Raw genomic sequence first — 24,509 nt, forward strand, 5'->3', positions numbered from 1 at the left:
AACCTTTCGGCCTGTTTACTGCAAACGAAGGTCGAAATTATATGAAGTACCGGCCTACCCGGAAATACTGCAAATTTTCTGTTGTGGATGGTTAAGTAGTTCTTCATAATGAATAGTTTTCATTTTTAGGGATAAAATTAGCTTATATCGATACCGGCTGTTTGCGGAAAGCGGCTTTATGAGTTGCGGAAAGTGGCTTCGCGGCTGTCTATCCTTTCTGTATACGGTATGCGCTCGGACTAAGCCCGTAATAGGATTTGAAGGCATTTGTGAAGCTTGCTATACCGGAATAACCTAATAGATGCGCTACTTCCGAAATGGTGTAACGGCTATCGTCAAGAAGTTCCGTCGCGCGCTTCAGCTTTGTTTGCTGAATGTACTGCCCCAACGAGTTACCGTAAATTTCGCAGTGGATTTTTCGTAACCATCTTTCTGATATCTTGTAATGATGTGCCAACTGTTTTATGGTTTGCACCTGTCCATGCTGTATCTGTAGTTCAATAACGCTGCGGATAGCTTCTACTTTTTGATTACTGTATGTTGAGTCGGTCACTATGGACTGCATATCTTCTTGGCTTAGAATGAGCAAATTGAAACAGAGTTCGTATACTTTTAAATCCATAGCCAACCGTTTTAGGGGCGGTAAAGCAAAGAAGTTGAGTAACCGCAGCATAATATGTTCGCTTATGGGGAACTGTTTGTTGTACCTAACATTTCCAGCTTTTTCTTTCCAGTTTCCCAACAGTTTTTCGAAACCGCGCCACTCTTTTTTCCCATGCCGTAGAAGCCAATTTGGCTTAATCACAAAATAGAACAGCTGGTGTTTTCCCTTATCAAAATGGGTAAGGTACCGGCCTTGAGGTACGTATACCTGTGTATAGTGCGCTTCTTGGCTTTGCAGTACTTTTTGTGCCTTATTGGATGTGTGGATGCTGTACGTGCCCTTTAATTGGTAAAGCCAATACAAATCGGATAGCTTGCAATGTATGGGTACTTCTACCGGTGCCTCTGCATGCACATCAGCTAGGCAGATAAGCGCGTCGGGTGCGTCGTAATATTGCTCAAGTACGGAAAATTGATCGCTTTGCCAGTAGTTTACATCGGCTAATGTTAAACGGTACGGGGTGGTGGCGGGCACGCGCTCGCTGTAGAGTAAATATCCTTGGTTGTTGGTTGGTAAATCAATATGTACGGCTTTGAGCATAGGCCTAACGGGTTCTTTTTGATAGGCTTAAGTTCTGAATTATGAATGCTTTTTGGAGAATTAGATATTACTATGCAGAATTTGGGGTTTGGATGGCAACTTTTTTGGGATGGAAGTGTGTTTTTTAGTGATGCCCGCCTGCCGGTAGGCCGGAATGATGAATTATGAACGATGAATTTTCTTAGTTGTGAGTTGCCGGTTGTGAGTTGTGAGAAAGGTTCTTGCGACTGAAAGCTGAAAAGGAGTGATGGATAATGAATAGCTTAAAGCCTAAAGCTGACAGTCTTATTAGTAACAGTGGCCTATGTTTGTAAATGAATGAGCCGATTATTCGTAAGTGGTTGCTTTTTTCGGCACTCATGAGCTCCCTGCGGTCGGTTAGCTAATGTGATAATATAGGTTCTAACGCACAGGTTCACTTTTCACGGATTATACGTTTTTTCTAATTGATTAATAGAAACCCATTCGCATTTATAATCAATATATCGTGATAGGGGTTTAATGTAAGCAGATCTTTATCTCCGGTAATAATTGCTTTCGCCTTTACCGTCAAAGCTAATTCAAGAAATTTATTGTCTTTCTCGTCCCTACAATCGGTTATGGTGTATTTAGGGCTAATATGTTTTACCACAGATTCGAACTCCTCAATAATTTCCAGTCGTAAATCCAAGGGTATATATTTGTCAAACTTTGGCCGTACTAGAACCCCATTAAGTTCGTCTAATGTCTCTTTTGAAACAATAATCTGACCTGATTTTCTAGCTTTATCAAATGCTTTCCGAGCAACGGAATTAGGAAGTATAATGGCACTAATTAATGTATTTGTGTCTAGAATATAAAAATCAGTCTTCTTCATTCAATAAATTGTTCAACTCATCTTCTGTGAGTCCGTTTTTTGCTGCAATTTTTCCAACCTTATTTAAAAGTCTTTCGAACTCAACTTCTTTCATTTCCTTCAATATTGACGCAATCTTTTTTTCATATTTGGCCTTTAAGGATGGAGTAGTGTTTCTCCAAACTTTAGCTAAAGATGAGTCGACTTCTAATACTATCCTATCCATAATCTTCTACTTTTAATATAAACAAACTTAGATAAATTTCCTATTATATGCAATATAATCGTGTTGCATATAATAGGAAATTATCGATCTCTCCTCTGCCATCAAGAACTTCTTTTTATAGAGGAAATATACTCAATTCTTTTTAATAGGTAATAGTTATTCGGGAGTAGTTAATAGTGTCTTGTTCCCAGCTCCCAGGCTCCTATATTCACTGAGGAGTTGTGAGTAGGGAATAGGGAGTAGTGAGTATGACAGGTTCCCATGCTCACAATTTCCCTTGTTCACTATTTAGGGAGTAGTTTTTTAGCGATGCCCGCCTGCCTGTAGGCCGGAATTAGGAATTATGAGCGATGAATTTTCTTAGTTGTGAGTTGCCGGTTGTAGGTTGTGAGAAAGGTTCTTGCGACTGAAAGCTGAAAAGGAGTAATGGGTAATAGCTTAAAGCCTAAAGCTTATGGCCTTATTAGTAGCAGTGGCCTATGTTTGTAAATGATCTAGCTAATGCGATAATGGGGTTCCCAGCTCACAAGTTTCCATGTTCACTATTTGTGAGTAGGGAATAGGGAGTAGTGAGTATGACAGGTTCCCATGCTCACCTGTTCCCCTTTCACTAATTAGTTGACGGTTTTTGCCGATTAGATGGGAGAATTTTGGCCTTTTATGTCAATTGGCTTGCAACAACGGTAAGGTAAAAAAATTCTTTTCGTTTCTTTCTCCGAAGCCTCACTTTTGGATTGTGATCACCAGAAAAACCTTCTGCTTGGCCAGACAAGAGGTCGGAAGTACCCTCATCCGTAAATAGGGTTATGTTTAAAATTTAATGGTAGTTAACATGTCACAGTTACAAATTGAACTGATCAGTCGGGTATTGCCTATTCTAGGAGCACCACTTTCATTAAACCAGCTCATCGAGCGGAATGAGTTGAACGATGATGAAAATAAATGCCCGTTTGAAATTTTTTAACTAAACCGGAGGATGCCCACGCATCCTCCTCTGTTTCAATTTTTAAGAACTAAAATTATGAATACTTATCTGGAAAAAATTCAACCTCTTGTTGCTAAATATGCAAATGAAGAACTATTCAATAATGACGCCATCATTCGTTCTTTTGCTTTCTTCGGTGCGCAATTGCAGGCTTTTGAAGCGGGTGTGGAGCCGAAAAAATTGCTTCAACTGTTCCGTTGTGCACGCCTCCATCAGGCCCTGAATTTGTTTGATCAGGAGAAACGGGAAGCCTTAGCGCTATTTGATCAGCCTGCTTGGCATAAACTGCGTAAGTACCTAGCCAAACCGGGTATTGTAGCAACGTATCATGTTGGTTCTTATCGTTTAATAGGCCGGTGGTTGATGCAACAAAAGCTTCCCTTTGTTTTGCTTGTAGCAACGCGCGTGACTAAGCAAACGGCTTTTTCAACTTACCTGCAAAGGAACAAACGACAGGGTTTTCAATTGCCGCCTATTTTACTGGCGGAAGATCCTCACGTAATCCGTAAAATGTGTAACTATATTAAGCAGGGTTTTTACATACTGACTTATGTGGACGGTGGGCGTGGATGTTTTACGGATATTGACTTGGATAGGCTGGCCCCCGTTCCCTTCTTCAGCGGAAAACTTTATATTCATCGCGGCATCCCCTTGCTGGCCAGACTGGCCGAATGCCCTGTTTATCCCATCGTTGTCCCTAGGACGACGGCACATGTACCAAAACTGATCGCGCATGATCCGATATATGTGGCATGGGATGAGAATACATTGGATCATTTGAATGCCGTTTTATGTAAACTTTTCGGCATATTGCAAGATACGTTAACACAAAGTGTTTATTTACATCAATGGGAGCATTGGCTCTCGGGGCAACCGACGGGAAGATATCGGAGAAATAAGAAATTGAGGATCGAGGAAGGCAACGCCTACCGGTATTTCCCTTATCGCAGCACGAAACAATGTTATATGTTATGCGCCGACACCTTGATGAGCTACCGAATTAGTGAAGATCTGTACCGCGATTTTGTAAATCTCCTCAAATACTTATATATTTAAAGTCCATACTACCTAAATAATTATAGAAGGTTACTGACCTGGGAGCTTAAATCTAACAAACACAGCTTATGATGAAATGGTTACCCAAAGTAAGCGCTAAGACTGTTTATGCTCATATAGCAGCATGGCTCGTTTACGTTCCGATTATGTACCGATATAACCTGAAGGCATATCCTGATCCGTCTATCGGCCGTATCATTGCATTGGTGATTTTGTTGGCGTTCACGTTTTACCTGATCTTGGCGCTGCTCTTTTGGTTGTTTCAACGAACGCGCAAGCGTCTCTTGCTTATGCCGTTGCTGGGTGCTGTTGGCCTGTTTATCTTATTTGCATGGGGCTATATTTATGTATTGGCCCCTGCTTTCGGCTGGAAAATTTATCGTGAGGATATTCCCTACTCACACAAACAGTTTGTGGCTAATGCTGGGCGCGTATTGAAAGAAATGGGTAAGTATGCGGCCATCTACTTTCTGTTTTATCATAATGTGCTAAAGAAAAGAAGATTGACTGCTTTGATGTTGCGGTTACGCAACTTACGTCGTGGTCTGCATCGTTATCGGTTAAAGGGAGAGGTTTCTAGGCTTTCGCCTCATTTTTTAATGAATGCTTTTAACCACTGCTACTCGCTCGTTTGTGATTTGAGTGAGGCCTTGGGCCGTCGGATTTTCTACTTGGCAGAGATTCTTAAATATGGCATGAGCGAACAAAATAGCCGAGTGCTGCAAACGGTTACCTTAGAACGGGAAGTATCGGAGACGGCGAAATTATTGAAGGCTTATTACGGTGATGATAGCAGGAATGCACCAATCCGTTTGCTCTGCGCGGGCAATTATCGTGCTTTTCGCTTGCCTGCTTTTACGTTGATAAACTGTGTGGAGAATTTGCTGAAATATGCCGTACTTGATCACAGCCGACAGCAAGCGGTTCTTCGGGTGGTAACAGCAGGCGATACCTTACTGGTGACGGCAGTCAACGCAGTTAAGCAGGTCGAATCAAAAACGGTATCCAGCGGTTCGGGGCTAATTGACTTGAGAAATCGGTTACGGTACTTGTTGGGGGTGCATTTTACGCTAAGCTATTGGCGCGAAGGTGATCTTTTTATTTTATTTCTTGTTATTGAACGTCATTGATACTAAAGCAAATACAGAACAAACATGGACATCTTAACATGCGGTATTGTGGACGATGATCCCCAAGCGGTACACCTGCTAAATACATACCTCAGCAAAATGCAGAACGTTCGGCTGCTTTTTAAAACGAATGATGCTACGGAAGCTCTTGCTAAACTACGGAAATACCAACCGGATATCTTATTTCTGGATGTGGAAATGCCTGAGTTAACTGCTTTTGATCTGATTAAATGGGTAAATCCGGGTACAAAAGTGGTGCTTTGCACGGCTCATCGACAGTATGCTTACGATGGCTTCGAGCATCGGGTAGCGGACTTTCTGCTTAAGCCGGTCGATTTTGCGCGATTCTTCGACGTGGTTACCCGCTTACGTGAGTCGCAATTTCATGCCATTCTAAACGGTACACGGATTGCACAGGATTATTTTCTCGTGAATGCGAAAGATAAGCTAAAAAACTATAAAATCCTTTTTGAAGATATCCTTTATATGGAAGCCGTTGAGGGTGGGGTAAAACTTGTACTGCGGGAAGAGGAGATTATGGTGAGCGAATCCTTGACGCGGGTTTATCGCGCTTTGCCCAAGAACCTTTTTGTCCGTATTTCCAATGCTTTTGTTATTGGTACGGAATATTATAAAAACTATGCAAATGCTAAGGTTTATTTATATCACGTAGCTGAACCTTTTCCGATTTCTCGGATGAAACATCTTGCAAAAGATTTTTTTGACTGGCTAAATGAGCATAAGCTCTAGCTCCTGGGTTTTGCCTTTCTAATTTTAACCTTAAAACCATATGAATAAGATAGACCTATTGATTCAAAGCGTTGTGCAAATTCATAAGTTTCTGGAAAGCCTCACTGAGCAGTGTTTATCGCCTCGTCAACATTTGCCCGAACGTTTGTTAAGTGCACAGGATGTAATGAATAAATTGAATATCAGTGAAGCTACTTATTATCGCTTTGTGAAGAAGGGGGCGCTTAAACCAAGGATGAAGGGGAGCCGACATTACTTCTATGAAGCCGATTTGGTGGAAGCGTTGGAAGAAAGCAAAAGACGCGGTAGAATTTAGTTCACGGTTCTTCGAGTTGCCGTCGACAGATGGTCGGGACTGCCTCGACACTGGCTTGAGACTGCTTCGGCAATCCGTTGCTTAGGCTTCGGCTACACTTCGCTTTTCCGTTGAATTTGTTCCTTGTGCTGTTCGGCAATTTATTGAGTTTTCTTCGAGCGGTTTCGACAAGGCTTCGGGAGCCTTCGAAGACCTTCGATTTTTTGCCGAACTTGCTTGGTTCCCGTCTGCTCCAAGACCGCCGTTTCTTTGCTTAAAATAAAAAATAAATCCCATTATTAAATGATTGTATGTTGTCATCTACGATCACCTGCTATCAATTCCTGTCATCTCCAATCATTAATTGCCGAGGCTGTTCTGTCGACCTATGTTTGCGTCAAGGATACAGAAATACCGGTATATACATGTGTCTGAATGAGTTGAAAATTTGTAAAACGTTTAAAAAGAAAACAAATGGGAAAATTTTTAAAGGGAATCAATGGTGCTTTTTCAGGTAAGGTAGGTAACAACATCGGCGCGAGATGGCGTTCGGTTGATTACATGCGAAGTTTGCCACGACCTTCGAATAAACCGGCAACGGATGCGCAGTTATCGCAACGAGCGAAATTTGGGATGGCGGTCGCTTTCTTAAGTCCGATTAAGGACCTGCTGAACATCGGCTTCAGCGATTTGCAGCAGACGAAGGCGACCGGTTACAACGTTGCCCTTAGGCAAATGTTGCAACACGGGGTAGTAGGAGATTATCCGAATTTGGAAATTGCCTATGAGCAAGTGAATTTGAGTCGTGGACGTCTGGCACCTCTTTTTGGTCTGGAACTCGCGGAAACAAGCCCTGGCGAAGCTACCTTAACCTGGCAACCTAAAATGAACAGATTCACGGCCTTTGCCGATGATGAGGTGATTGTACTGGTATACAACAAAAACAAAGCTTTTTTTGATATCATGGAGCAGTCCACACGGGCCGATGGCAACCTAAGCATCGAACTGCCAACGGTCTTTTCCGGCGATGAACTCGCTGTGTGGGTAATTATGGCACACCGTGAAGGTATTGTAACGTCCAACAGTCAATACGCAGGATCGATCACTGTGTCCTAAACTGCGCATAAGCGAACCGACCTCGGTCGGTTTGCTTTCGCTGACGAGTTTAGTTGTGCTTTGCGAGCGCCTACCGCTTATAGCCTACCGCATAAGGCTGATAGCTGACATCCGAAAGCCTGAAATAATTAGCCAATGTGATGATGAGCCAATGTGATGGCTGGATAGTAGCAGTGGCAGTAGCAGCAGTGCTTAATAGCGTCTAACGCTTATAGCCTACAGCGTAAAGCCGACAGCTGACATCCGAAAGCCAACAACCAATAACCAACAACCAATAACCAACAACGAACAACCAATAACGAATAACCAATAACGAAAATGGACGAAATAACAAAAAGAATCAAATCCCCAACACCGAAGTTCTTTAAAAAAATTAGAACGATCGGATTAACTTTAGGAGCGATAGGGGGGGCACTATTGGCTGCTCCGATCGCTTTACCGGCAACGGTAACTACCATTGCGGGTTACCTCGCTACGGCCGGTATTGTGGCTTCGGCGGTATCAAGCGTTACAAAAGAAGATAGGCCTTAGAAGTGAACACCCGGTTGCACAACCGGGTGTTTATTTTCTGTCTGGTGGTTATGGTTATATGCCCGCTTTTTAGTTATAAGTTCTAAGTGATACGTTTTAAGTAGGAGCTTGTGCTACTGCAACTGCTTGTGCCACTGTAATAATACATTATTAAAGCTGATAGCTGACTGCTGATAGCTTTTTAGTTATAAGTTTTAAGTGATAGGTTTTAAGTAGGAGCTTGTGCTATTGCGATTGCCCGTGCCACTGTAATAATACATTATTAAAGCTGATGGCTGAAAGCTGACTGCTGATAGCTTTTTAGTTCTAAGTTCTAAGTGATACGTTTTAAGTAGGAGCTTGTGCTATTGCGATTACCCGTGCCACTGTAATAATACATTATTAAAGCTGATGACTGAAAGCTGACTGCTGATAGCTTTTTAGTTATAAGTTTTAAGTGATAGGTTTTAAGTAGGAACTCGTGCTAGTGCAACTGGCGCGTACCACTGTAATGGCTTGTCTTGATGGCTGAATACTGACTGCTGATCGTAACTTAATCTGGAACGAGCGTGATTTTTTCATCATAAAGTGTATCTTTGACGTTCGAGAAGGATGTATGACTGACCAACCTAACGTGCAACTAAAATACTTGTGGGATCAAGTATGCTTTTCGAATGATATTAAATCGTTCGAACTCCTCTTTCATCAGTTGAACCGTAACCTCATCAATTTTTGTCATACCATCATCCATCATGAACATGCTGCGGAAGAAATTGTTTCTGATGTATTTGTTGCCTGCTGGAATAAACGGGCCGAATTGCAGCATGTCACAAACCCGAAAGCCTACCTCTTTATGGCAGTAAAAAACCGGGCGCTGAATCATGTGAAACAATACTCTCATTTGCAATTACAAACCAGTCTAACAGATGAAGTGATATTGGTAGACGCGAGTAATCCGAACAGCGAACTCGAAAAAAAAGAGTTCTTTATGAAAATGGATGGTATCATTGCCCGTTTACCTACACAGACCTTGCTCGTTTTTCGTTTGATTAAGGAAGATGGTATGAAATACCAGGAAGTGGCTGATCTGTTAGATATCTCTCCAAGAACGGTGCAAACTCACATGCGTCGGGCAATTCAAAAATTACGAGAATGGCTACAAGCTTATAATAAACGGGATTACTTTGCTACAAAGAATAAGCTTTTTACATTGCTTTTTTTATTTCTTGCCTCTTGGGGTATTAGGGGTTAGCTGTGAGTAGTTAAATAGTTGGGTCGTTGAATAGTTGAGTCGTTAAATAGTTGAATAGTTGAGTAGTTGAATAGTTGAGTCGTTAAGAAGTATTAAATAGTTGCAGTAGCAGAAATCCTACCTTAGACCTATAACCTATAACATAAAACTTATAACTTTTTTTTTCTTTCTTGTACGCATTTCCTGTCAAAAAACTGTCTGTTAAAATACGGACCGATTTTTTATTTGAATCTCTTCCATTTAATTTTATGCTGCATCAACGATTTGAGTATTTATTAGCAAAGGAACTGAGTGATCAACTGACTGTGGAAGAAGCAGCTGAGCTTAAGGGTTTATTGGAAAGTAGCAGCGAGCTGAAGGCGGAATATCAACTGCTACATCAGTATTGGAATCGTAAGGAAACGTCTAGTGATCGCGATAAAGACTTGTTTAATAAAGTACTGAGTAAGATAGAGTTGCCAGCTGCTCCTAAAAAGCTAATCCCGAGTTTTTTATGGCGTTTAACGGCAGCGGCAGCCGTGCTCGTTCTGGTTTCTTTAGCCTTTTGGTTCTATCAGATGGGGCGGAATCCGGATCAGGAGGTTTCTACAGCGAATCAGCAACGGACCTGGGTGTTGGAAGATGGCACGAGCGTTACCTTGAATGCGGCGAGCAGCTTAACTTATCCAAAGACTTTCGATTCGCTCACGCGCGAAGTTTACTTAGTAGGTGAAGCTTTCTTCAAAGTGGCGAAAGATGAGAAACGTCCCTTTATTGTGCGTACACACCATGCATATTTGAAAGTTTTGGGCACTTCCTTCAATCTGCGGGCTTATCCCGATGAAAATAAAACGGAAACCAGCTTGATTGAAGGGGTTGTAGAAGTGTCCTTGAAAGGTGAGGCAGAGAAAACGGTTCGTCTACAACCGTCGGAAAAGTTAACGATCTATAACCCGGTAGCCAAGGAGGCTGCTCCCTCCAAGCAGAAAATCGAACGGTCGAGCATCTCTTTTTTTCATCCAAAAGACACGCTTTCTGTGGAGACCAGTTGGCTGGATAATAAATTGGTGTTCAAGGATACGCCCTTTGAAGAGCTGGCCCGTACATTGGAAAGAAAATATGGTGTCGAAATTGAATTTCAGGGAAAGCGGGCGCCTGCCTTGCGCTTTAATGCCGTCTTTGAGAAAGAAGATATTGGCCAGATCTTAAGAGCGCTGAAAATGGCCAGTAATTTTAGCTATCAACAAGCATCGGATAAAATAATGATATATGACTAATTTTTAACAACCACCTAAGTATGAACGGAACGATACCCCCAACCTAAAAGTGAAAGCTGCCCCAGGCAGCTTCCACAAGATGTACAATTAAATCAAAATCGCGCCAGCTTTTTGGCGAAAGCTGGCTTTAACTTAATTCTAGTAAAAATATGATTTTTTTTTCGCACCTAAGCGGTGTTATTAGAAAGCGTATGCTTTTTCAAATCCTAATAACCATGAAACTTACTTTGATCCTGTTGCTGCTGGTGCAGCTTCAGGCATACTCAGCGGTGAAAGCGCAAAGCAGGGTATCGCTGAAGCTGAAATCGGTCAGTATTGCCGATCTGCTGAATGAACTGGAAACGAAAACGGATTTTCGTTTTGTCTTTAACCAACAGGCGATCTTCACCAAAAATGATATCAATATAACAGCCGAACAAGAGTCGGTTTTGAAAATATTGGATCGGGTGCTAGCTAAGAAGGGGATTTCTTATACCTTGTTGGAGAATAATCTGATCGTTATTAACGATCCCATGCAGCAACAAACGGTAAGCGGTGTGGTGGTAGATGAAGCGGGGAACCCGTTGCCGGGCGTGAGCGTACGTGTTAAGGGGATAAACAGGGGAGCGGTGACGGACGCTAATGGCCGTTATCAGGTCAACATAGCGAATGGTGAGGTGTTGGTGTTTTCGTATGTGGGCTATGAAACGACTGAATTGGCTTATACCGGGCAAAAGGAACTGAGAACAGGGCTGCAACTGGCAGCCGAGGGCTTAGATGAGGTAGTAGTTGTTGGCTATGGCACGCAGAAGAAAGTGAATCTGACGGGTTCGGTTGCAACCATTAAACAAGAGGATATCAGCAGACAACCCGTTGGGCAAGCATCTCAAGCCTTGCAAGGTTTGTCGGCTGGTTTAACAGTTACCACCAGTAGCGGGCAACCGGGGCGCGACCAAGGTGCATTGCGTATACGTGGCTTGGGAACCTTAAATGATAATAGTCCTTTGGTGTTAATCGATGGAGTCCGTTATGATAATACCATCAGCTTGAATGACATTGATGCCAACGATATTGAGTCGGTATCTGTTTTGAAAGACGCCGCCGCAGCTTCTATCTATGGCGTACGTGCAGCAAATGGGGTGATTTTGGTGACGACTAAAAGAGGAGCTGCGAACAAGCCTCAAGTTAGTTATGGTAATTATTTTGGATGGCAAGAGGCCATTCGCACGCCGGATTTTGTAGGTGCGCAGGATTATATGCGGTTGGTGAATCTTATGTATACAAATTCCGGTGGCTCCGAACAGTTTACGCAAGACCGTATTAATGCCTATAATGATCCTAATCGGGATCCGATTGTTTATCCGGACAATAATTGGTACCGAGATGTCTTGTCGGGCTCAGGCTTTCAACAACAACATAATGTATCGCTCAGCGGGGGAAGCGAAAAAACGAAATATCGATTTTCGGGGAATTATTTTGACCAAGCCGGGTTGGTGAAAAGCATGAATTTCGATCGCCTTACCTTGCGCCTGAATACCGATTTTCAAATTTCGGATAAGCTCGACTTCAATGCAGATCTTTCTGCCCGTATTGCCAATAGGGATGAACCGCAGGCACCTAGCGGAGATGCTGCTTGGTTTCAGTTTGGCCAGGCTTATTTAGTGACGCCGATCCAATCGAGTAAAGACGAAAATGGAAATTGGCGGGCTTTGCGGGGCGAAAATAATATGCTGCGTCTACAGGAAGAGGGTGGTTTGTATAGTTTAAAAGACCAACTTTATACCAGTAATCTTCGGCTTAACTATCGTCCCATTGAAGGCATGACGCTAAGTGCTATTGCATCGAATAATATGCAGACGATGTATAATAGCCAACATACAAAGCAGTTTACCTATGTTAATTTGGATGCACCGATCGGTCGGAACGACATCCGTAAGATTTATACGGGATACCGCAACGAGAACTACCAGGCTTTGGCCAATTATGAAAGAACCTTCTCTAAACATTATATCAAATTACTCGGTGGAGCTTCATATTTAAATCAATATACGGACAATTTGAGTGGTATGCGACTCAATTTACCGAATGGCAACTTAAGTCAGATTGATGCCGGTGCCGCCGATGGTCAGGTAGCTACCGGTAGTGCGGAGCAATATACCTTGATCTCTTATTTCGGTAGGGTCAATTATACGTTTAACGATAAGTATCTTTTTGAGGCAAACATTCGTCGGGATGGTTCTTCGCGCTTTTCGGATGGTGAACGCTGGGGATGGTTCCCTTCTGCTTCTGCCGGTTGGCGGATATCGCAGGAGAATTTCATGAAAAATGTTTCTTTTGTGCAGGATCTCAAGCTGAGAGCGTCGTATGGTATCTTGGGTAATGATGCACTCGGCGGTGGAGCCTTAGGAAGCAATATTGATGGTAATTATCCGTATCAATCCAACTACTTTTTAAATAGTTATCCGATAGGTGGTGTGCTTTATCAAACCGCGGGTTTGCGGAATTATCCGAACAGTGGGCTTACCTGGGAAACCACCAATATTGCCAACTTTGGATTGGACTTTACCTTGTTCAAAAAACTGAATGTTACCTTCGATTACTTCGATAAGAGAACAAAGGACATTTTGTTCAACTTGCCCATTCCTTCGTCGGTAGGCTTGGAGCCAACGGTACAAAACGCAGTTTCTGTCAAGAATTCGGGATGGGAGCTTGCTATGAATTATCAAGACCAGTTGGGTGATGAATTTAAATACAGCATCGGTTTGAACGTTTCGGATGTGCGTAATGAGATTACGGATCTGAAAGGGGCTGACCAAGTGACAATCAATAGCAATAATATTGCGACAGGTAATTTCGTCGGTAGGCCTATCAGTGCCTTTTACGGATATCAGGTGGCTGGCATTTACCAAACGGCTGAACAGGTCGCGCAGCATGCGGTTATTTCTCCGTCCGTTGGGCCGGGCGATTTGATCTACGAGGACCTGAATAATGATGGAGTTTTTGATATTGTGAATGACTTTACTTATTTGGGTAGCAATATTCCTCGTTATAATTACGGAATTAACTTGGGCGCGTCGTATAAGAATTTTGATTTCAGTGCCTTTCTACAAGGGGTAGGAAAGGTAGACGTCAATACCTTGAATATTGAGAAAGCCCGAGAAAACCTGGACGGTAATATTCGCAGTAATTGGTTAGATAGCTGGACACCGGAAAATACGGATGCGGCCTTCCCCCGGTTGATTACCTCTGCGGTAAACTATCAACCTTCGTCGTTCTGGGTTAAAAGTGGCGCCTATCTGCGGCTTAAGAATGTGTCGATTGGCTATCGGTTGCCTAAATCCATTTTAGCAAAAACATTTATCAGCAACTTGCGGATTTTCGCTACCGGCCAGAACCTGTTAACTTTTTCTTCTTTACCGAAAGATGTGGATCCGGAAGCACCGAATGATATTCGGTACTATCCGCAGGTACGAACAATCACTTTTGGTTTAAACGCAAACTTTTAATATCCAGCAATAACATGATACATAAAAGCTATATAAAAATACTGACAGCGGCCATTTTGTTTTGCATGGCCGGCTGTTCGAAAGACTTGGACAGACAGCCCCTGGATAACCTGGGGAATACAACCTATTGGTCGTCACAAGAAGACGCGGAACGCGCGGTAACCGAAATTTATCGCTATTTAGGTTCGAACGAACGTTTTTTTATTTCTTGTGCCACTGATGACAGTTACTCGTGGAGTAATTGGCCGGTGGATATTCAGTTTGTTGCCAATGGCAGCGCCACGCCGGGTACCGGTACCTTCGGCAATTTCTGGAAAAATCTGTATCAACAGGTGGCCCGGGCTAATGATGTGACCGACAATATTGACCGTGTACCGAATCTCGATCCGGCCATCAAGGCACGTCTGCTGGGCGAAGCAAGATTTTTACGAGCCTACGCGTATCAACAGCTGACGGGTTTATTTGGAGATGTACCCTTGATAACCCACATCCAAGCACCGGAGGAGTTTGATATCGAAAAAACACCGAAGGCTGAAGTTGTTCAATTTATATTGGATGAACTCAGTGCTATTAGTAATGATTTACCGGAAACTTATGCAGCGAGCGAGTACGGACGGATTACCAAGGGCGCGGCATTGGCCTTAAAAGCACGGGTGGAGCTTTATAACGAACGTTGGCAGGAGGCGGCTGAAACGGCCAAGCAGGTGATGGATTTAAGTGTCTATCAAATCGACAATAATTACCTAAGTTTGTTTAACGGTGATAATAAGCAAAGTAGAGAAATTATTGTCTCTGCACAGTACCTACCCAATGTGTACCCTAACCCCAATGCCACTTGGATCGGTGCACCTAGTCTTGCCGGCTGGGGGCAGATTGTGCCGTTAAAATCACTGGTAGATGCTTATGAGTGTGTGGATGGGTTGCCGATTGATGAATCACCCTTGTATGATGCCAACCGTCCTTTTGCAAATCGCGATCCTCGTTTAACGTTAACCATTGTGGTCCCCGGTACACAGGTTAACAATACGGTAATTGATATTACCAAACGGGGATCGCCGGACGCACTCGGACAGTCCAATGCTTCTTTCTCAGGCTACTACTATAAAAAATACGTGCCTACCACCATCAGTGGGGGATGGGAAACAAGCTCAGCGGCAGACGTCATGATCTTGCGCTATGCGGAAGTGCTGCTAACCTATGCGGAAGCAAAAATCGAAAGCGGCCAGATCGATCAATCGGTTTATGACGCAATTAACCAGGTAAGGCAACGGAATGGCGTTAACATGCCAGCGGCTACAACCGCTACGCATCCCGATCAAAACGCGTTAAGGGAGCTTGTTAGGAGGGAACGCCATGTAGAATTCCCTGTCGAGGATAACCGGCTATTTGACATTCGCAGGTGGCGGATTGCGGAGCAAGTTATGCCAGGTAGGGCTTTAGGAATCTTCAATAACTTCGATAGCAGTCGCAGTGATTATAATAATTATGTGTTGGTCGAAACAAGAAATTTCAACCCTTCCCGAGATTATTTATGGCCTATTCCAGCTAACGAAATTTCGTTGAATAGTGGCATCACGCAAAATCCGGGGTGGTAGTTAATTGCTATAAATTAATGTTTTTGGTGGGGTGTCTAGTAATGCCCCACCAGTTTAACTTGAGCGCTAAAATTCTTGTCTTACCGTTTCTGCCCAAACTGAATCAGCAGTGATTATAGTAAATTCACCACCTTGCGAAGCATAGCCCCCACCGGTAAGGATTACCTTAACATTGGGCTTTATCGTCACATCACCCAGGTCAGGTTCGGTGATGTCCCCCGAACGACTGGCTGGTATCTCCATTACCGGATCGCAATTAAATTGCCCACTTCTGTTTGGCAATATAAAACCGCGATAAACAACATCAACGGGACGCCCAAATTCAAGTTCTCCGGAAATTTTCGGCAATAAATAGCCAGGGTAGTTCATTCCATCAGCTGGAAATTCACTATACAGATATTGATAGCTGCCATTCGGATCAAAGGGAAAGCGACTTACGGAGTTTGCGAAAATATAAGGGAGACCAGCTTGGACATTCCTTATTGGATAGGTCCTATACCTGACTTCCAGACTGCCCACTATTCGCTCTAAATTAATCATGTTTGTGTTTACATCCGTTTCGTTCACAGTGAATTTATATTCTTTATAAAAAACATCTTCGATTTCCTGCTTGGGCTGTAAGTAAGCTGTTGCATACTTCGTAGTATCTCCATAGGTCAGTCCTCCCATTGATCCAACAACAATCATCGTATAGCTGCCTGCCTCCAGCTCGAAATAACGTTCATTGTATTTGCCTGTTAATGAGTATTCATTTGGGCTGATTAATCGCTCAACTAATTCACCTTGGCTATTATAAATAAAAAAATCTAACCGTCGGATATAGTTTTCAATCGCGTCGTCGAGCTCAGGGTTATCGGAAGCAGCCGCTACTTTGTTTTTTTTTGTTGATGCAACCTTTGGTGGTAATGGTTCTTCCTCTTGTGTGAAAGCCGTTACTTTAAACGATATTTCGTACTTTTTACCCTCTGCTTCAGGCAAGACCTCGTCTCTTCCTGAATTTTTTTCACAGCTGCTCCAAAGAACTATTAAGGACAGCGTGACTAAAAATAGTAGACTTTTTTTGTTCATAATTTTTGTTTTAGTTTCTTCTGCAATTTAATTATAGCTAAAGTTGTTTTGGTGAACAATTATATATGCATAATTGGTTATTAATGGGAAATTTAATTGCTGTTGTAAGTTATACGCAATAAGTATGGGTGCCTGCTACTGCTCCTGTAATCATTTGCGCTGATATCTGAAAGCTGACTGCTGATAGCTAATAGCTAACCGTAATATGCTATCTTTGCTTTACGTAGTCGCTACGTTTGCTAAAATAAACCTAATTGTTTCGTTTATGAGGTTGTTGATCTTCCTATTCTTCTTCTTACTGCCGTGGACCGGTTTTGCCGTTTCTCTTTCGGATTATCGATTTCATGCCATGCCGGAGACTTCTTACTACGGAGGTATCCATAGCATTACCAAAGACAGTATAGGTAGAATATGGTTTAGCGGATATGACGCCTTGTTTGTATATAATGGTCATTCTTTTATACAGATGAATGACCTCGTTACAAGCTATTCGCCTGGCGAATACTGGAACTACGGGCAAGTAATTACCGATCAGGCTAAAAGATTATACGTGGCTACAAACCACGGACTGCTACGCTTCAATTACCGAAGCCAACGGTTTGACCGCATATTGGAAGGTAATATCGGTACCTTGCTGGTTGCTGAAGATGGGATGATCTGGTTGGTCAGAAATAATAAAATCGAATCGTTCCATCCGGATCGTTTAGCTGAAATAACCGAATATCCGCTCGTATCAAAGCTCGCCATATCGGCTTTAATAAACACCGAAAATAACACCTATGTTGCTTCAAAAGGAAAAGTGTACCGGGTAAATAAAGAGACTAAACGATACCATTTATTTGCTGATCTGGGAAACACAGAGTATGTAATAAGGGATTTAATCGTGCATCAGGGGCAGACGTATATACTGACGCATAGCCACGGATTATTTGAGTGCGACCGGGAAGGGAAGGTAAAAAAACAGTACACACTCGCTCTCGGTGACGGAAAGTCAGCCACAACTAAGAGCCTTTACTTGGATGCATCAAATATTGTATGGGTCGCCACGCAATCCGGTCTCTTCTTGGTAGACCCGCTTAAAAAAGAGACACGTTTGCTTCGATCCAACTTGCATTATCCGCACTCGCTTCCAAATAATTCGGTTTGGTCTATTTATCCGGATCCGGATGGGGGTATATGGATCGGTATGTATGGAGGGAAATTGGCTTACATGACTTTTTTCGATAATGATCTCAATTATTTCAAACCGACTTTAGGAGGTTTAAATCATCCGATCGTCAGCTGCTTTGAAGAAGATACGCAGGGTAATTTATGGATCGGTACAGAAGGTGGGGGCGTAAATTACTGGAATAGAAAAACAGACCATTTTTCATATTACACGCAGGAAAATAAAAGTGGTATACGATCGAATATGATTAAAAGCCTGCACTACGACAAAAATAGTATGAGCTTGCAAAGCTCAGCATTTAACGGGGGAGTGGCCCATTTTGATGAGCACCGACATCGTTTTGTGGAATTGCCGATTAATCATCCGATAAGCTCACAACCTCTTAATGTCTACGATTTCGCCATGGAAGCTGATTCGGGTATTTGGATGACGGATCCGGATGCGGAATTGATATACAAGAATACAAAAAATGGAAAGATAGAAGTCGTCTCGCTCGTTGATGCCAAGGGGAAGGCGATGCGATTGCGGATTGAAACTCTTTTTCGGGATAAAGGTGATCAGCTATGGCTCATAACACATAGCGGATTGTATATTGTACATGTTCGCACCAGACGCATTTTAAAACACTACTATATAGCTAACGCACCTTATGCTGTAAATAATCTTTGTTCTTATGCCGTTACATCAGATTCGGTTATTTGGCTTGGAACACGTGGGGGAGGGGTTAACCGGTTGGACAGCAACGGAAGCTATGTCAATTTTGGCGAAAAGGAAGGCTTATCGGCAAAAACCGTTTTTGGCATACTGGAAGATAGCGATTCAAAGGATGTCTGGTTCGGTACCAATGACGGATTATACTGTTATGAAGACGGTAACAAACGGATTAGCAAATTTCCGGTTGATATTACAAATCTTTGCGGTACATTTTATGCACGTTCGTGTTTTAAAACCTCGACAGGCGAAATGTTATTTGGTGGAACCAATGGGTTCATTATGTTTACACCCCGCAAGATCACACGAAATAACCAAAAACCGAAAGTCTTTTTTACCGATCTATTGATTAATAACAAAAAGGCAGTTCCGGGAGACAAAAATGCACTGCTAAAGCAAGACATTGCTACCCTTTCTTATGCAGATGATAGGGACAACAAAATCGTGCTTTCTCATAAACAGTCGAATATAGAAATACGGGTTTCCACTAATAGTTACCTGCAAGCCGAAAAAAACCGATATGCTTATCGGATGTTGGGTCTTTCGGATAAATGGTTCACGCTCGCCCGAGGTCAGAAGTCGGTTCAATTTTTTAATTTACCTTCGGGAAGCTATATTTTCCAAATAAAAGCTGCCAATAACGACGGTTTATGGGGCGATGATGTGGCTGTTTTGTATTTCCGGATAAAGCCGTCTCCATTTTTGTCTGTCTGGGCGTACATCGCCTATATGTTACTCGTACTATTCATTATCTATTTTATCTGGAGGTATTTCACCAATAAAAAGATATTCGAGCATCGGCTTGAAATGGAGCAACTCAAAGAACAAAATATGAAAGAACTGACGCAGGCGCGGATTAATTTCTTTACCCATATTTCGCATGATCTGAAAACACCGCTCACCTTAGTAGTCGACCCCTTGAAACAATTGAAAGAAACCTTACAAGAAAATCGATCTGCGGCGACTTATGTACAGCTTATCGAAAAGAACGTAAATCGCATTCAACGAATGATCAGCCAATTGCTCCAGTTCAGAGAAATAGAAAGTCAAAAAATTACGGTTAATCAGCAACTGGGCGATATTATCCGGTACATTGGCGATATTTTCTCGTTGTTCGAACTTTATGCCAATAAAAAGGGAATCGAAACAGATTTGAAATCCGAAATGGAGAGTTTCTATACGAAATTTGACTACGATGTAATCGAAAAGATATTCACTAATTTATTCTCTAACGCTATAAAATACACAACCGAAAATGGCTTTGTTGGTGTAAAAATAAAGAGAGCGGGACGGGAAGAACTTGCAGCGTACGGACTAACTCCGCCATTGCACGGCGATTATATTTCAGTTGCTATTACCAATACCGGCGCGACGATTCCGGACGATAAGAAAGACGTGATATTTGAATCTTTCAACCGGTTGTCTATCGGAAGGCCGGCTTTTGAAAAAAGTACCGGATTAGGTCTGTCCATTGTAAAAGAATTGGTTAGCTATTTAGCGGGGAAAGTCAGCTTATACTCGGCCGATTCTACCGTTACTTTTACGGTGATTTTGCCATTTACTGCTAATACCGAGGAAACGGGAGATAAGCCGGGATCATATGAATATACGATAGCAGAAATAGACAATATGTTGGTTGAATCGGCAGAGACACAAGCGGTTGATAAATCAAGGCGTAAAGCGAATAGTATCGTTGTCATTGAAGATGACCCCAGCCTACGCTCTTATATGGAGCAACGATTATCGGAGCATTATAATGTATATGCTACCTGCAATGGTTATGAGGGCATCGCAAAAACCGAACGGATATTTCCGCAAATGGTGATTACCGATTTGATGATGCCCGAAGCCGATGGCTTTGCTGTCTGCCGAAAACTCCGTTCCAACATCAAAACGAGTCATATCCCGATCATTGTACTATCGGCGTTGGGTAAGCATGCGGAAAACAAAATTAAAGCACTGGAAAGTGGAGCGAATGTATTTATAGATAAACCCTTTGATATGGATTATCTGCTTAAGCAGGTAGATAACCTGATAAAAAACCAAAATGAACTGAAGGCGTCCTATAGTAAAAAATATATTGCCGAACCTGCAAACATTACCATTTCTTCAGCCGACGAAGACTTGCTTCGACGGGCGATGGAACACATCGAAAAAAATATGAGTAACATGGATTATCATGTCGAATCCTTTGTGTCTGATATGGGAATCGGACGCACGCTCTTATACCAAAAAATAAACGACATACTCGGCATGTCGATTAAGGAGTTTATTTTGGATATACGACTTAAACGCAGCGCGCAATTATTAGAACAATCCGATCTTACCATATCCGAAATTTCTTATTTGACAGGTTTTAATAGTCCCAAGTATTTCAGCATCTGCTTTAAAAAGCAATTTGAAGTGACCCCAACGGAGTTTAGGAAGAAAGTTGAGTTGTGAGATTAGTTGATTAGTTGAATCGTTGAGTAGGGGAATAGTGATGAATGATGGGTGATGAGTGATGAATTTTGTGGAGAATGTAGCACAAGCCCCACTTAAAACCTAAAACTTAAAACTTAAAACTGCCCCGTACAAAATAGAACCATTTCCGTACAAATCAATACCATCCCTATTAAGGGCTTCGCTTAGTTTTGCAGCGTAAGCCAATTATCGTAGTACCTAAACAGGTGCCGATAGTAAATTAAGTTTAACCATAAAATCTATTTGCCTATAGAAAATAATATCCAACAAAATAAACGGTCATCACGTACCTAAATATATAGGATGACATAAGAAGTAACTGCTTTTTTAACGTTAACCTTTTCTAAATCTAAATTTACATGATTAAAAAAAATCGCATCAAGCTGAAAGGCTTCTGGGCGATACTTGCTCTCTTTTTGCTGTCAGGTACGCCTCTCTATTCGCAACAACAACTGATTAAAATTACAGGACAAGTGGTTGATGAAAGCGGTGAAGCCCTTGTAGGTGTTTCCGTTCGGGTTAAAGACCAGCGTACAGGCACCGTAACGGATACAGATGGAAACTATAGGCTTCAAGCTTCGCCATCCTCCACGCTGATTTTCTCTTATATCGGCTATATCAACCAAGAAGTGGCAGTAAATCCGTCCGGCATAATGAATATAACGATGGCGGGCGAGCAGCAACTTAATGAAGTGGTGGTGGTGGGCTATGGCAGCATGAAGAAGAAAGACGTGACGGGCGGTCTTTCAGTGGTTGGCAAGGAACAATTGGAAATGGTTTCTACCAACAATTTAATGGACCGATTGGTGGGGCAGGTAGCCGGGTTTAGCATTACCACCACCAATGCTGCACCGGGGCAAGACCAAACGCTGCTCATCCGCGGAGAGAATTCACTATCAGCAAGTAATTCGCCTTTAATTGTACTGGATGGAATTCCCTATAGTGGCTCCTTAACGGATCTCGATCCCAATAACATTGAAAACCTGACGGTATTAAAGGATGCCTCGGCGGTGGCAATTTATGGGTCGAGGGGCTCTAATGGAGTTATACTGATTCAGACTAAAAGAGGTATGGAAGGAAAGCCGCAAGTGGCTTACCGAGCGCAGCTTGGAATGGCCGAACCGATGCAACGGATTGACGTGATGGGGCCGGAGGAATACATCAAACTGCAACAGGATATCGGTCGTTTAAGAGAGGGTTATACCGGCGAGCTGCTCGATCCGGTGAGCGGAAATATCATCAGTCTTACGGAGCGGGAGAACTACATCAAAGGCATTACTCACGATTGGCAGGATTACATTTTCCGGAAGGCACTGACCACTGATCACCAGCTCAGCATATCGGGTGGAACAGAAAAAACGAAGTACATGGCCGCGGCAGCTTACCTGAGTCAGGAAGGTGTAGTTTATAATTCAAAACTTACGCGCTATAACCTCTCTACAAATATCGACCAAACGTTCAACGATTGGTTGACAACCGGCATAGGTGTTCAGTTTGTACAAAGAGAGGATGGTGGTGTTACGCCGAATATCGAACATGCTATCAAGCAGAGCCCTTACGGAAAATACAAAGATGACGCGGGTAATTATGTGTACGAGCCGATGGAGTATTCACTGATCACCAACCCCATGCTCAACGTAAATGCGGATCAAGACCGAACGAATCGGAATTTTTTCCTCAGTGCCTATGCGAATATTCGTTTACCGATAGAGGGTTTGTCATTCCGTTCCAATTACGGATACAATTACCGAAGCAATTTTACAGGCACCTATTATGGACGTAATACCTTTATCGGGAGGGAGCAAGCGGGACAAGTGGGTGGAAGCGCCCGTATTAGCAATGGGCATACAACCAATTATACTTGGGAGAATCTGCTCAAATATGAACGCGAAATCAATAATCATCGTTTTGACGCAACCGCGCTGTTTAGTATACAGGAGAATAAAAGCATCAGCGCTGCCCAGAGTGGGGATGGATTCGTGACTGACAATACGAGCTATTATATGATGAATACCGCCGAACGCAATATAACCATGTCGTCCGGGTTGTCTGAAACAGCAATGTTGTCGTATATGTTCCGACTGAATTACGCCTATAAAGGTAAATATATGGCCACCTTAACGGGCCGCTCCGATGGTGCCTCGGTCTTCGGCGTGAATAATAAATACGCTTTTTTTCCTTCTGCTGCCCTGGCATGGCATATGGGCGAAGAGCATTTCATAAAGGACAATCTTGATTGGGTGAGCATGTTAAAATTGCGGGCTTCTTATGGAGCTAATGGGAATCAGGCAATCACGGCTTATCGAACGCTGGATCGCCTTTATTCGAACGTGAAATACATCTGGGGCGATGGTGGTACGGCGGTGAATACGGCGTATCTGGCGGGTGATGGGGTTGGTAACCCGAACCTGAAATGGGAAACGACTTATACGGCTAATATCGGTCTGGATTTTCAGTTATTTAACAATCGCCTAGGGGGCACTATTAACCTCTACCGATCTAAAACCAAAGACTTGCTGATGATGCGGACGGTGCCAATTATGAATGGTTATAACCGAATCTGGGACAATGTAGGGGAAACCCGCAATAAAGGAATTGAAATAGCTTTGAACTCGGTGAATATCGAAAAAAAAGATTTTCAATGGAGTTCTAATGTTAATTTTTCGCTAAACCGCGATAAAATCGTTGAACTACGGGGCGACCATTTAGATGATATTGCCAATAACTGGTTTATCGATAAACCTTTACGGGTTTTTTATGATTACAACATGGTGGGAATCTGGCAAGCAGGTGATACGTATTCTTTCACCGACGCGAACGGAAAGGAGCGCGAAATCCAGACGGGTGCGGAGCCGGGATCTGCCAGGTTGGAGGACGTAGATGGTAATGGATACATTGACGCGAATGATCGGAAAATTATCGGATCCAAAATGCCAAGCTTCACCGGTTCAATAGGTAATCGGATAAACTACAAGAATTTTTACTTTTCATGTCTGATAAACGGTGTGTTTGGTGTTTGGCGCGATGATAACCTGGCTAATTTTGGCTCGTGGACTTTTGGAATAACCAATTATGTACATGGTGCCAATTATTGGACACCTGAAAACCCAACAGCCGGCATCGTTTCTCCGGGCTATACCAATAGCTTTGGGCATGGCTATTATAAAAAGGTTTCCTATGTAGAGATTAAGAACATGACGTTCGGTTACCGGATCGGGCAAAAAACCGCTCGTAAGGTGGGCTTAAACGCCATTGATGTGAATGTGAGTGTCAATAACCTACATACCTTCTCGAATATCAGACAGGTGCTCAATTACGATAACAGTTGGATGGCCTCTTTTCCGATGGCTCGGTCGTATATGCTCGGACTGAATTTAACTTTCTAATCAATAGGAATACGGAAT

Annotated in this window: 18 protein-coding genes; 13 read left to right on the top strand and 5 right to left on the bottom strand. The window is 42.7% G+C overall.

The window, feature by feature from the left end; genetic code table 11:
* Nucleotides 1–208 precede the first annotated feature (208 nt).
* From E0E36_RS11510 to E0E36_RS11520, 3 genes are all read right to left on the bottom strand, one after another.
* On the bottom strand, nt 209–1,204 hold the full coding sequence (locus E0E36_RS11510) for a helix-turn-helix transcriptional regulator (RefSeq protein ID WP_130856074.1): 996 nt from the start codon (nt 1,202–1,204) through the stop codon (nt 209–211).
* 442 nt (nt 1,205–1,646) lie between these two features.
* Complete coding sequence (locus E0E36_RS11515) at nt 1,647–2,060, bottom strand: putative toxin-antitoxin system toxin component, PIN family (RefSeq protein WP_130856075.1); 414 nt, start codon at nt 2,058–2,060, stop codon at nt 1,647–1,649.
* Nucleotides 2,047–2,265, bottom strand: a complete 219-nt coding sequence (locus E0E36_RS11520; protein WP_130856076.1) for a hypothetical protein — start codon at nt 2,263–2,265, stop codon at nt 2,047–2,049. Before E0E36_RS11520 ends, E0E36_RS11515 begins: the two co-directional genes overlap by 14 nt.
* Before the next feature lie 832 nt (nt 2,266–3,097).
* On the opposite strand from E0E36_RS11520, the gene E0E36_RS28175 reads away from it, so the two are divergent.
* The 5 genes from E0E36_RS28175 to E0E36_RS11540 all read left to right on the top strand — a co-directional run bounded on the left by E0E36_RS28175 (nt 3,098) and on the right by E0E36_RS11540 (nt 6,502).
* Nucleotides 3,098–3,229 (top strand): hypothetical protein, encoded by a 132-nt coding sequence (locus E0E36_RS28175; RefSeq protein ID WP_256377656.1) that lies wholly within the window; start codon nt 3,098–3,100, stop codon nt 3,227–3,229.
* Between the two features lie 57 nt (nt 3,230–3,286).
* Nucleotides 3,287–4,306, top strand: coding sequence for a lysophospholipid acyltransferase family protein (locus E0E36_RS11525; RefSeq protein ID WP_130856077.1), 1,020 nt, complete (start codon nt 3,287–3,289; stop codon nt 4,304–4,306).
* A gap of 68 nt (nt 4,307–4,374) precedes the next feature.
* Entirely contained in the window at nt 4,375–5,436 is a 1,062-nt protein-coding gene (locus E0E36_RS11530; RefSeq protein ID WP_130856078.1) for a histidine kinase, read from the top strand.
* Between the two features lie 24 nt (nt 5,437–5,460).
* Complete coding sequence (locus tag E0E36_RS11535; RefSeq protein WP_130856079.1) at nt 5,461–6,186, top strand: LytR/AlgR family response regulator transcription factor; 726 nt, start codon at nt 5,461–5,463, stop codon at nt 6,184–6,186.
* Nucleotides 6,187–6,226: 40 nt separating this feature from the next.
* Nucleotides 6,227–6,502, top strand: a complete 276-nt coding sequence (locus tag E0E36_RS11540) for a helix-turn-helix transcriptional regulator (protein ID WP_130856080.1) — start codon at nt 6,227–6,229, stop codon at nt 6,500–6,502.
* Nucleotides 6,503–6,583: 81 nt separating this feature from the next.
* Here E0E36_RS11540 and E0E36_RS11545 read toward each other — a convergent pair whose 3' ends face one another.
* Nucleotides 6,584–6,778, bottom strand: coding sequence for a hypothetical protein (locus tag E0E36_RS11545; RefSeq protein WP_130856081.1), 195 nt, complete (start codon nt 6,776–6,778; stop codon nt 6,584–6,586).
* A gap of 177 nt (nt 6,779–6,955) precedes the next feature.
* Here E0E36_RS11545 and E0E36_RS11550 point away from each other — a divergent pair, with 177 nt between their 5' ends.
* The 6 genes from E0E36_RS11550 to E0E36_RS11575 all read left to right on the top strand — a co-directional run bounded on the left by E0E36_RS11550 (nt 6,956) and on the right by E0E36_RS11575 (nt 15,695).
* A complete protein-coding gene (locus E0E36_RS11550) occupies nt 6,956–7,597 on the top strand; it encodes a DUF6266 family protein (protein WP_130856082.1) in 642 nt (213 codons plus the stop codon).
* 318 nt (nt 7,598–7,915) lie between these two features.
* On the top strand, nt 7,916–8,128 hold the full coding sequence (locus E0E36_RS11555) for a hypothetical protein (protein WP_130856083.1): 213 nt from the start codon (nt 7,916–7,918) through the stop codon (nt 8,126–8,128).
* 595 nt (nt 8,129–8,723) lie between these two features.
* Nucleotides 8,724–9,359, top strand: a complete 636-nt coding sequence (locus tag E0E36_RS11560) for an RNA polymerase sigma-70 factor (RefSeq protein ID WP_130856084.1) — start codon at nt 8,724–8,726, stop codon at nt 9,357–9,359.
* Nucleotides 9,360–9,607: 248 nt separating this feature from the next.
* Nucleotides 9,608–10,615, top strand: a complete 1,008-nt coding sequence (locus E0E36_RS11565; RefSeq protein ID WP_130856085.1) for a FecR family protein — start codon at nt 9,608–9,610, stop codon at nt 10,613–10,615.
* Nucleotides 10,616–10,830: 215 nt separating this feature from the next.
* On the top strand, nt 10,831–14,100 hold the full coding sequence (locus E0E36_RS11570) for a SusC/RagA family TonB-linked outer membrane protein (RefSeq protein ID WP_242627187.1): 3,270 nt from the start codon (nt 10,831–10,833) through the stop codon (nt 14,098–14,100).
* 14 nt (nt 14,101–14,114) lie between these two features.
* Entirely contained in the window at nt 14,115–15,695 is a 1,581-nt protein-coding gene (locus E0E36_RS11575) for a RagB/SusD family nutrient uptake outer membrane protein (RefSeq protein WP_130856087.1), read from the top strand.
* 66 nt (nt 15,696–15,761) lie between these two features.
* Here E0E36_RS11575 and E0E36_RS11580 read toward each other — a convergent pair whose 3' ends face one another.
* On the bottom strand, nt 15,762–16,763 hold the full coding sequence (locus tag E0E36_RS11580) for a FimB/Mfa2 family fimbrial subunit (protein ID WP_130856088.1): 1,002 nt from the start codon (nt 16,761–16,763) through the stop codon (nt 15,762–15,764).
* A gap of 265 nt (nt 16,764–17,028) precedes the next feature.
* Here E0E36_RS11580 and E0E36_RS11585 point away from each other — a divergent pair, with 265 nt between their 5' ends.
* Together E0E36_RS11585 and E0E36_RS11590 are read left to right on the top strand one after the other, a co-directional pair.
* Nucleotides 17,029–21,084 (top strand): hybrid sensor histidine kinase/response regulator transcription factor, encoded by a 4,056-nt coding sequence (locus E0E36_RS11585; protein ID WP_242627188.1) that lies wholly within the window; start codon nt 17,029–17,031, stop codon nt 21,082–21,084.
* A gap of 380 nt (nt 21,085–21,464) precedes the next feature.
* Nucleotides 21,465–24,491: a SusC/RagA family TonB-linked outer membrane protein gene (locus E0E36_RS11590; protein ID WP_130856089.1), complete on the top strand. Its 3,027-nt coding sequence runs from the start codon at nt 21,465–21,467 to the stop codon at nt 24,489–24,491.
* The last annotated feature ends 18 nt before the right edge of the window (nt 24,492–24,509 follow it).

The organism is Olivibacter jilunii (assembly GCF_900607235.1).
GTDB lineage: Bacteria > Bacteroidota > Bacteroidia > Sphingobacteriales > Sphingobacteriaceae > Olivibacter > Olivibacter oleidegradans.

Excerpts from the sequence above, each read along its gene's own strand:
- E0E36_RS11575 (WP_130856087.1), top strand. The coding sequence starts at position 14,115 with ATGATACATAAAAGCTATATAAAAATACTGACAGCGGCCATTTTGTTT.
- E0E36_RS11545 (WP_130856081.1), bottom strand. The coding sequence starts at position 6,778 with ATGGGATTTATTTTTTATTTTAAGCAAAGAAACGGCGGTCTTGGAGCA.
- E0E36_RS11550 (WP_130856082.1), top strand. The coding sequence starts at position 6,956 with ATGGGAAAATTTTTAAAGGGAATCAATGGTGCTTTTTCAGGTAAGGTA.
- E0E36_RS11585 (WP_242627188.1), top strand. The coding sequence starts at position 17,029 with ATGAGGTTGTTGATCTTCCTATTCTTCTTCTTACTGCCGTGGACCGGT.
- E0E36_RS11570 (WP_242627187.1), top strand. The coding sequence starts at position 10,831 with ATGAAACTTACTTTGATCCTGTTGCTGCTGGTGCAGCTTCAGGCATAC.
- E0E36_RS11580 (WP_130856088.1), bottom strand. The coding sequence starts at position 16,763 with ATGAACAAAAAAAGTCTACTATTTTTAGTCACGCTGTCCTTAATAGTT.
- E0E36_RS11560 (WP_130856084.1), top strand. The coding sequence starts at position 8,724 with ATGACTGACCAACCTAACGTGCAACTAAAATACTTGTGGGATCAAGTA.
- E0E36_RS11590 (WP_130856089.1), top strand. The coding sequence starts at position 21,465 with ATGATTAAAAAAAATCGCATCAAGCTGAAAGGCTTCTGGGCGATACTT.
- E0E36_RS11540 (WP_130856080.1), top strand. The coding sequence starts at position 6,227 with ATGAATAAGATAGACCTATTGATTCAAAGCGTTGTGCAAATTCATAAG.
- E0E36_RS11555 (WP_130856083.1), top strand. The coding sequence starts at position 7,916 with ATGGACGAAATAACAAAAAGAATCAAATCCCCAACACCGAAGTTCTTT.
- E0E36_RS11515 (WP_130856075.1), bottom strand. The coding sequence starts at position 2,060 with ATGAAGAAGACTGATTTTTATATTCTAGACACAAATACATTAATTAGT.
- E0E36_RS11565 (WP_130856085.1), top strand. The coding sequence starts at position 9,608 with ATGCTGCATCAACGATTTGAGTATTTATTAGCAAAGGAACTGAGTGAT.
- E0E36_RS11510 (WP_130856074.1), bottom strand. The coding sequence starts at position 1,204 with ATGCTCAAAGCCGTACATATTGATTTACCAACCAACAACCAAGGATAT.
- E0E36_RS11520 (WP_130856076.1), bottom strand. The coding sequence starts at position 2,265 with ATGGATAGGATAGTATTAGAAGTCGACTCATCTTTAGCTAAAGTTTGG.
- E0E36_RS11535 (WP_130856079.1), top strand. The coding sequence starts at position 5,461 with ATGGACATCTTAACATGCGGTATTGTGGACGATGATCCCCAAGCGGTA.
- E0E36_RS11530 (WP_130856078.1), top strand. The coding sequence starts at position 4,375 with ATGATGAAATGGTTACCCAAAGTAAGCGCTAAGACTGTTTATGCTCAT.
- E0E36_RS11525 (WP_130856077.1), top strand. The coding sequence starts at position 3,287 with ATGAATACTTATCTGGAAAAAATTCAACCTCTTGTTGCTAAATATGCA.
- E0E36_RS28175 (WP_256377656.1), top strand. The coding sequence starts at position 3,098 with ATGTCACAGTTACAAATTGAACTGATCAGTCGGGTATTGCCTATTCTA.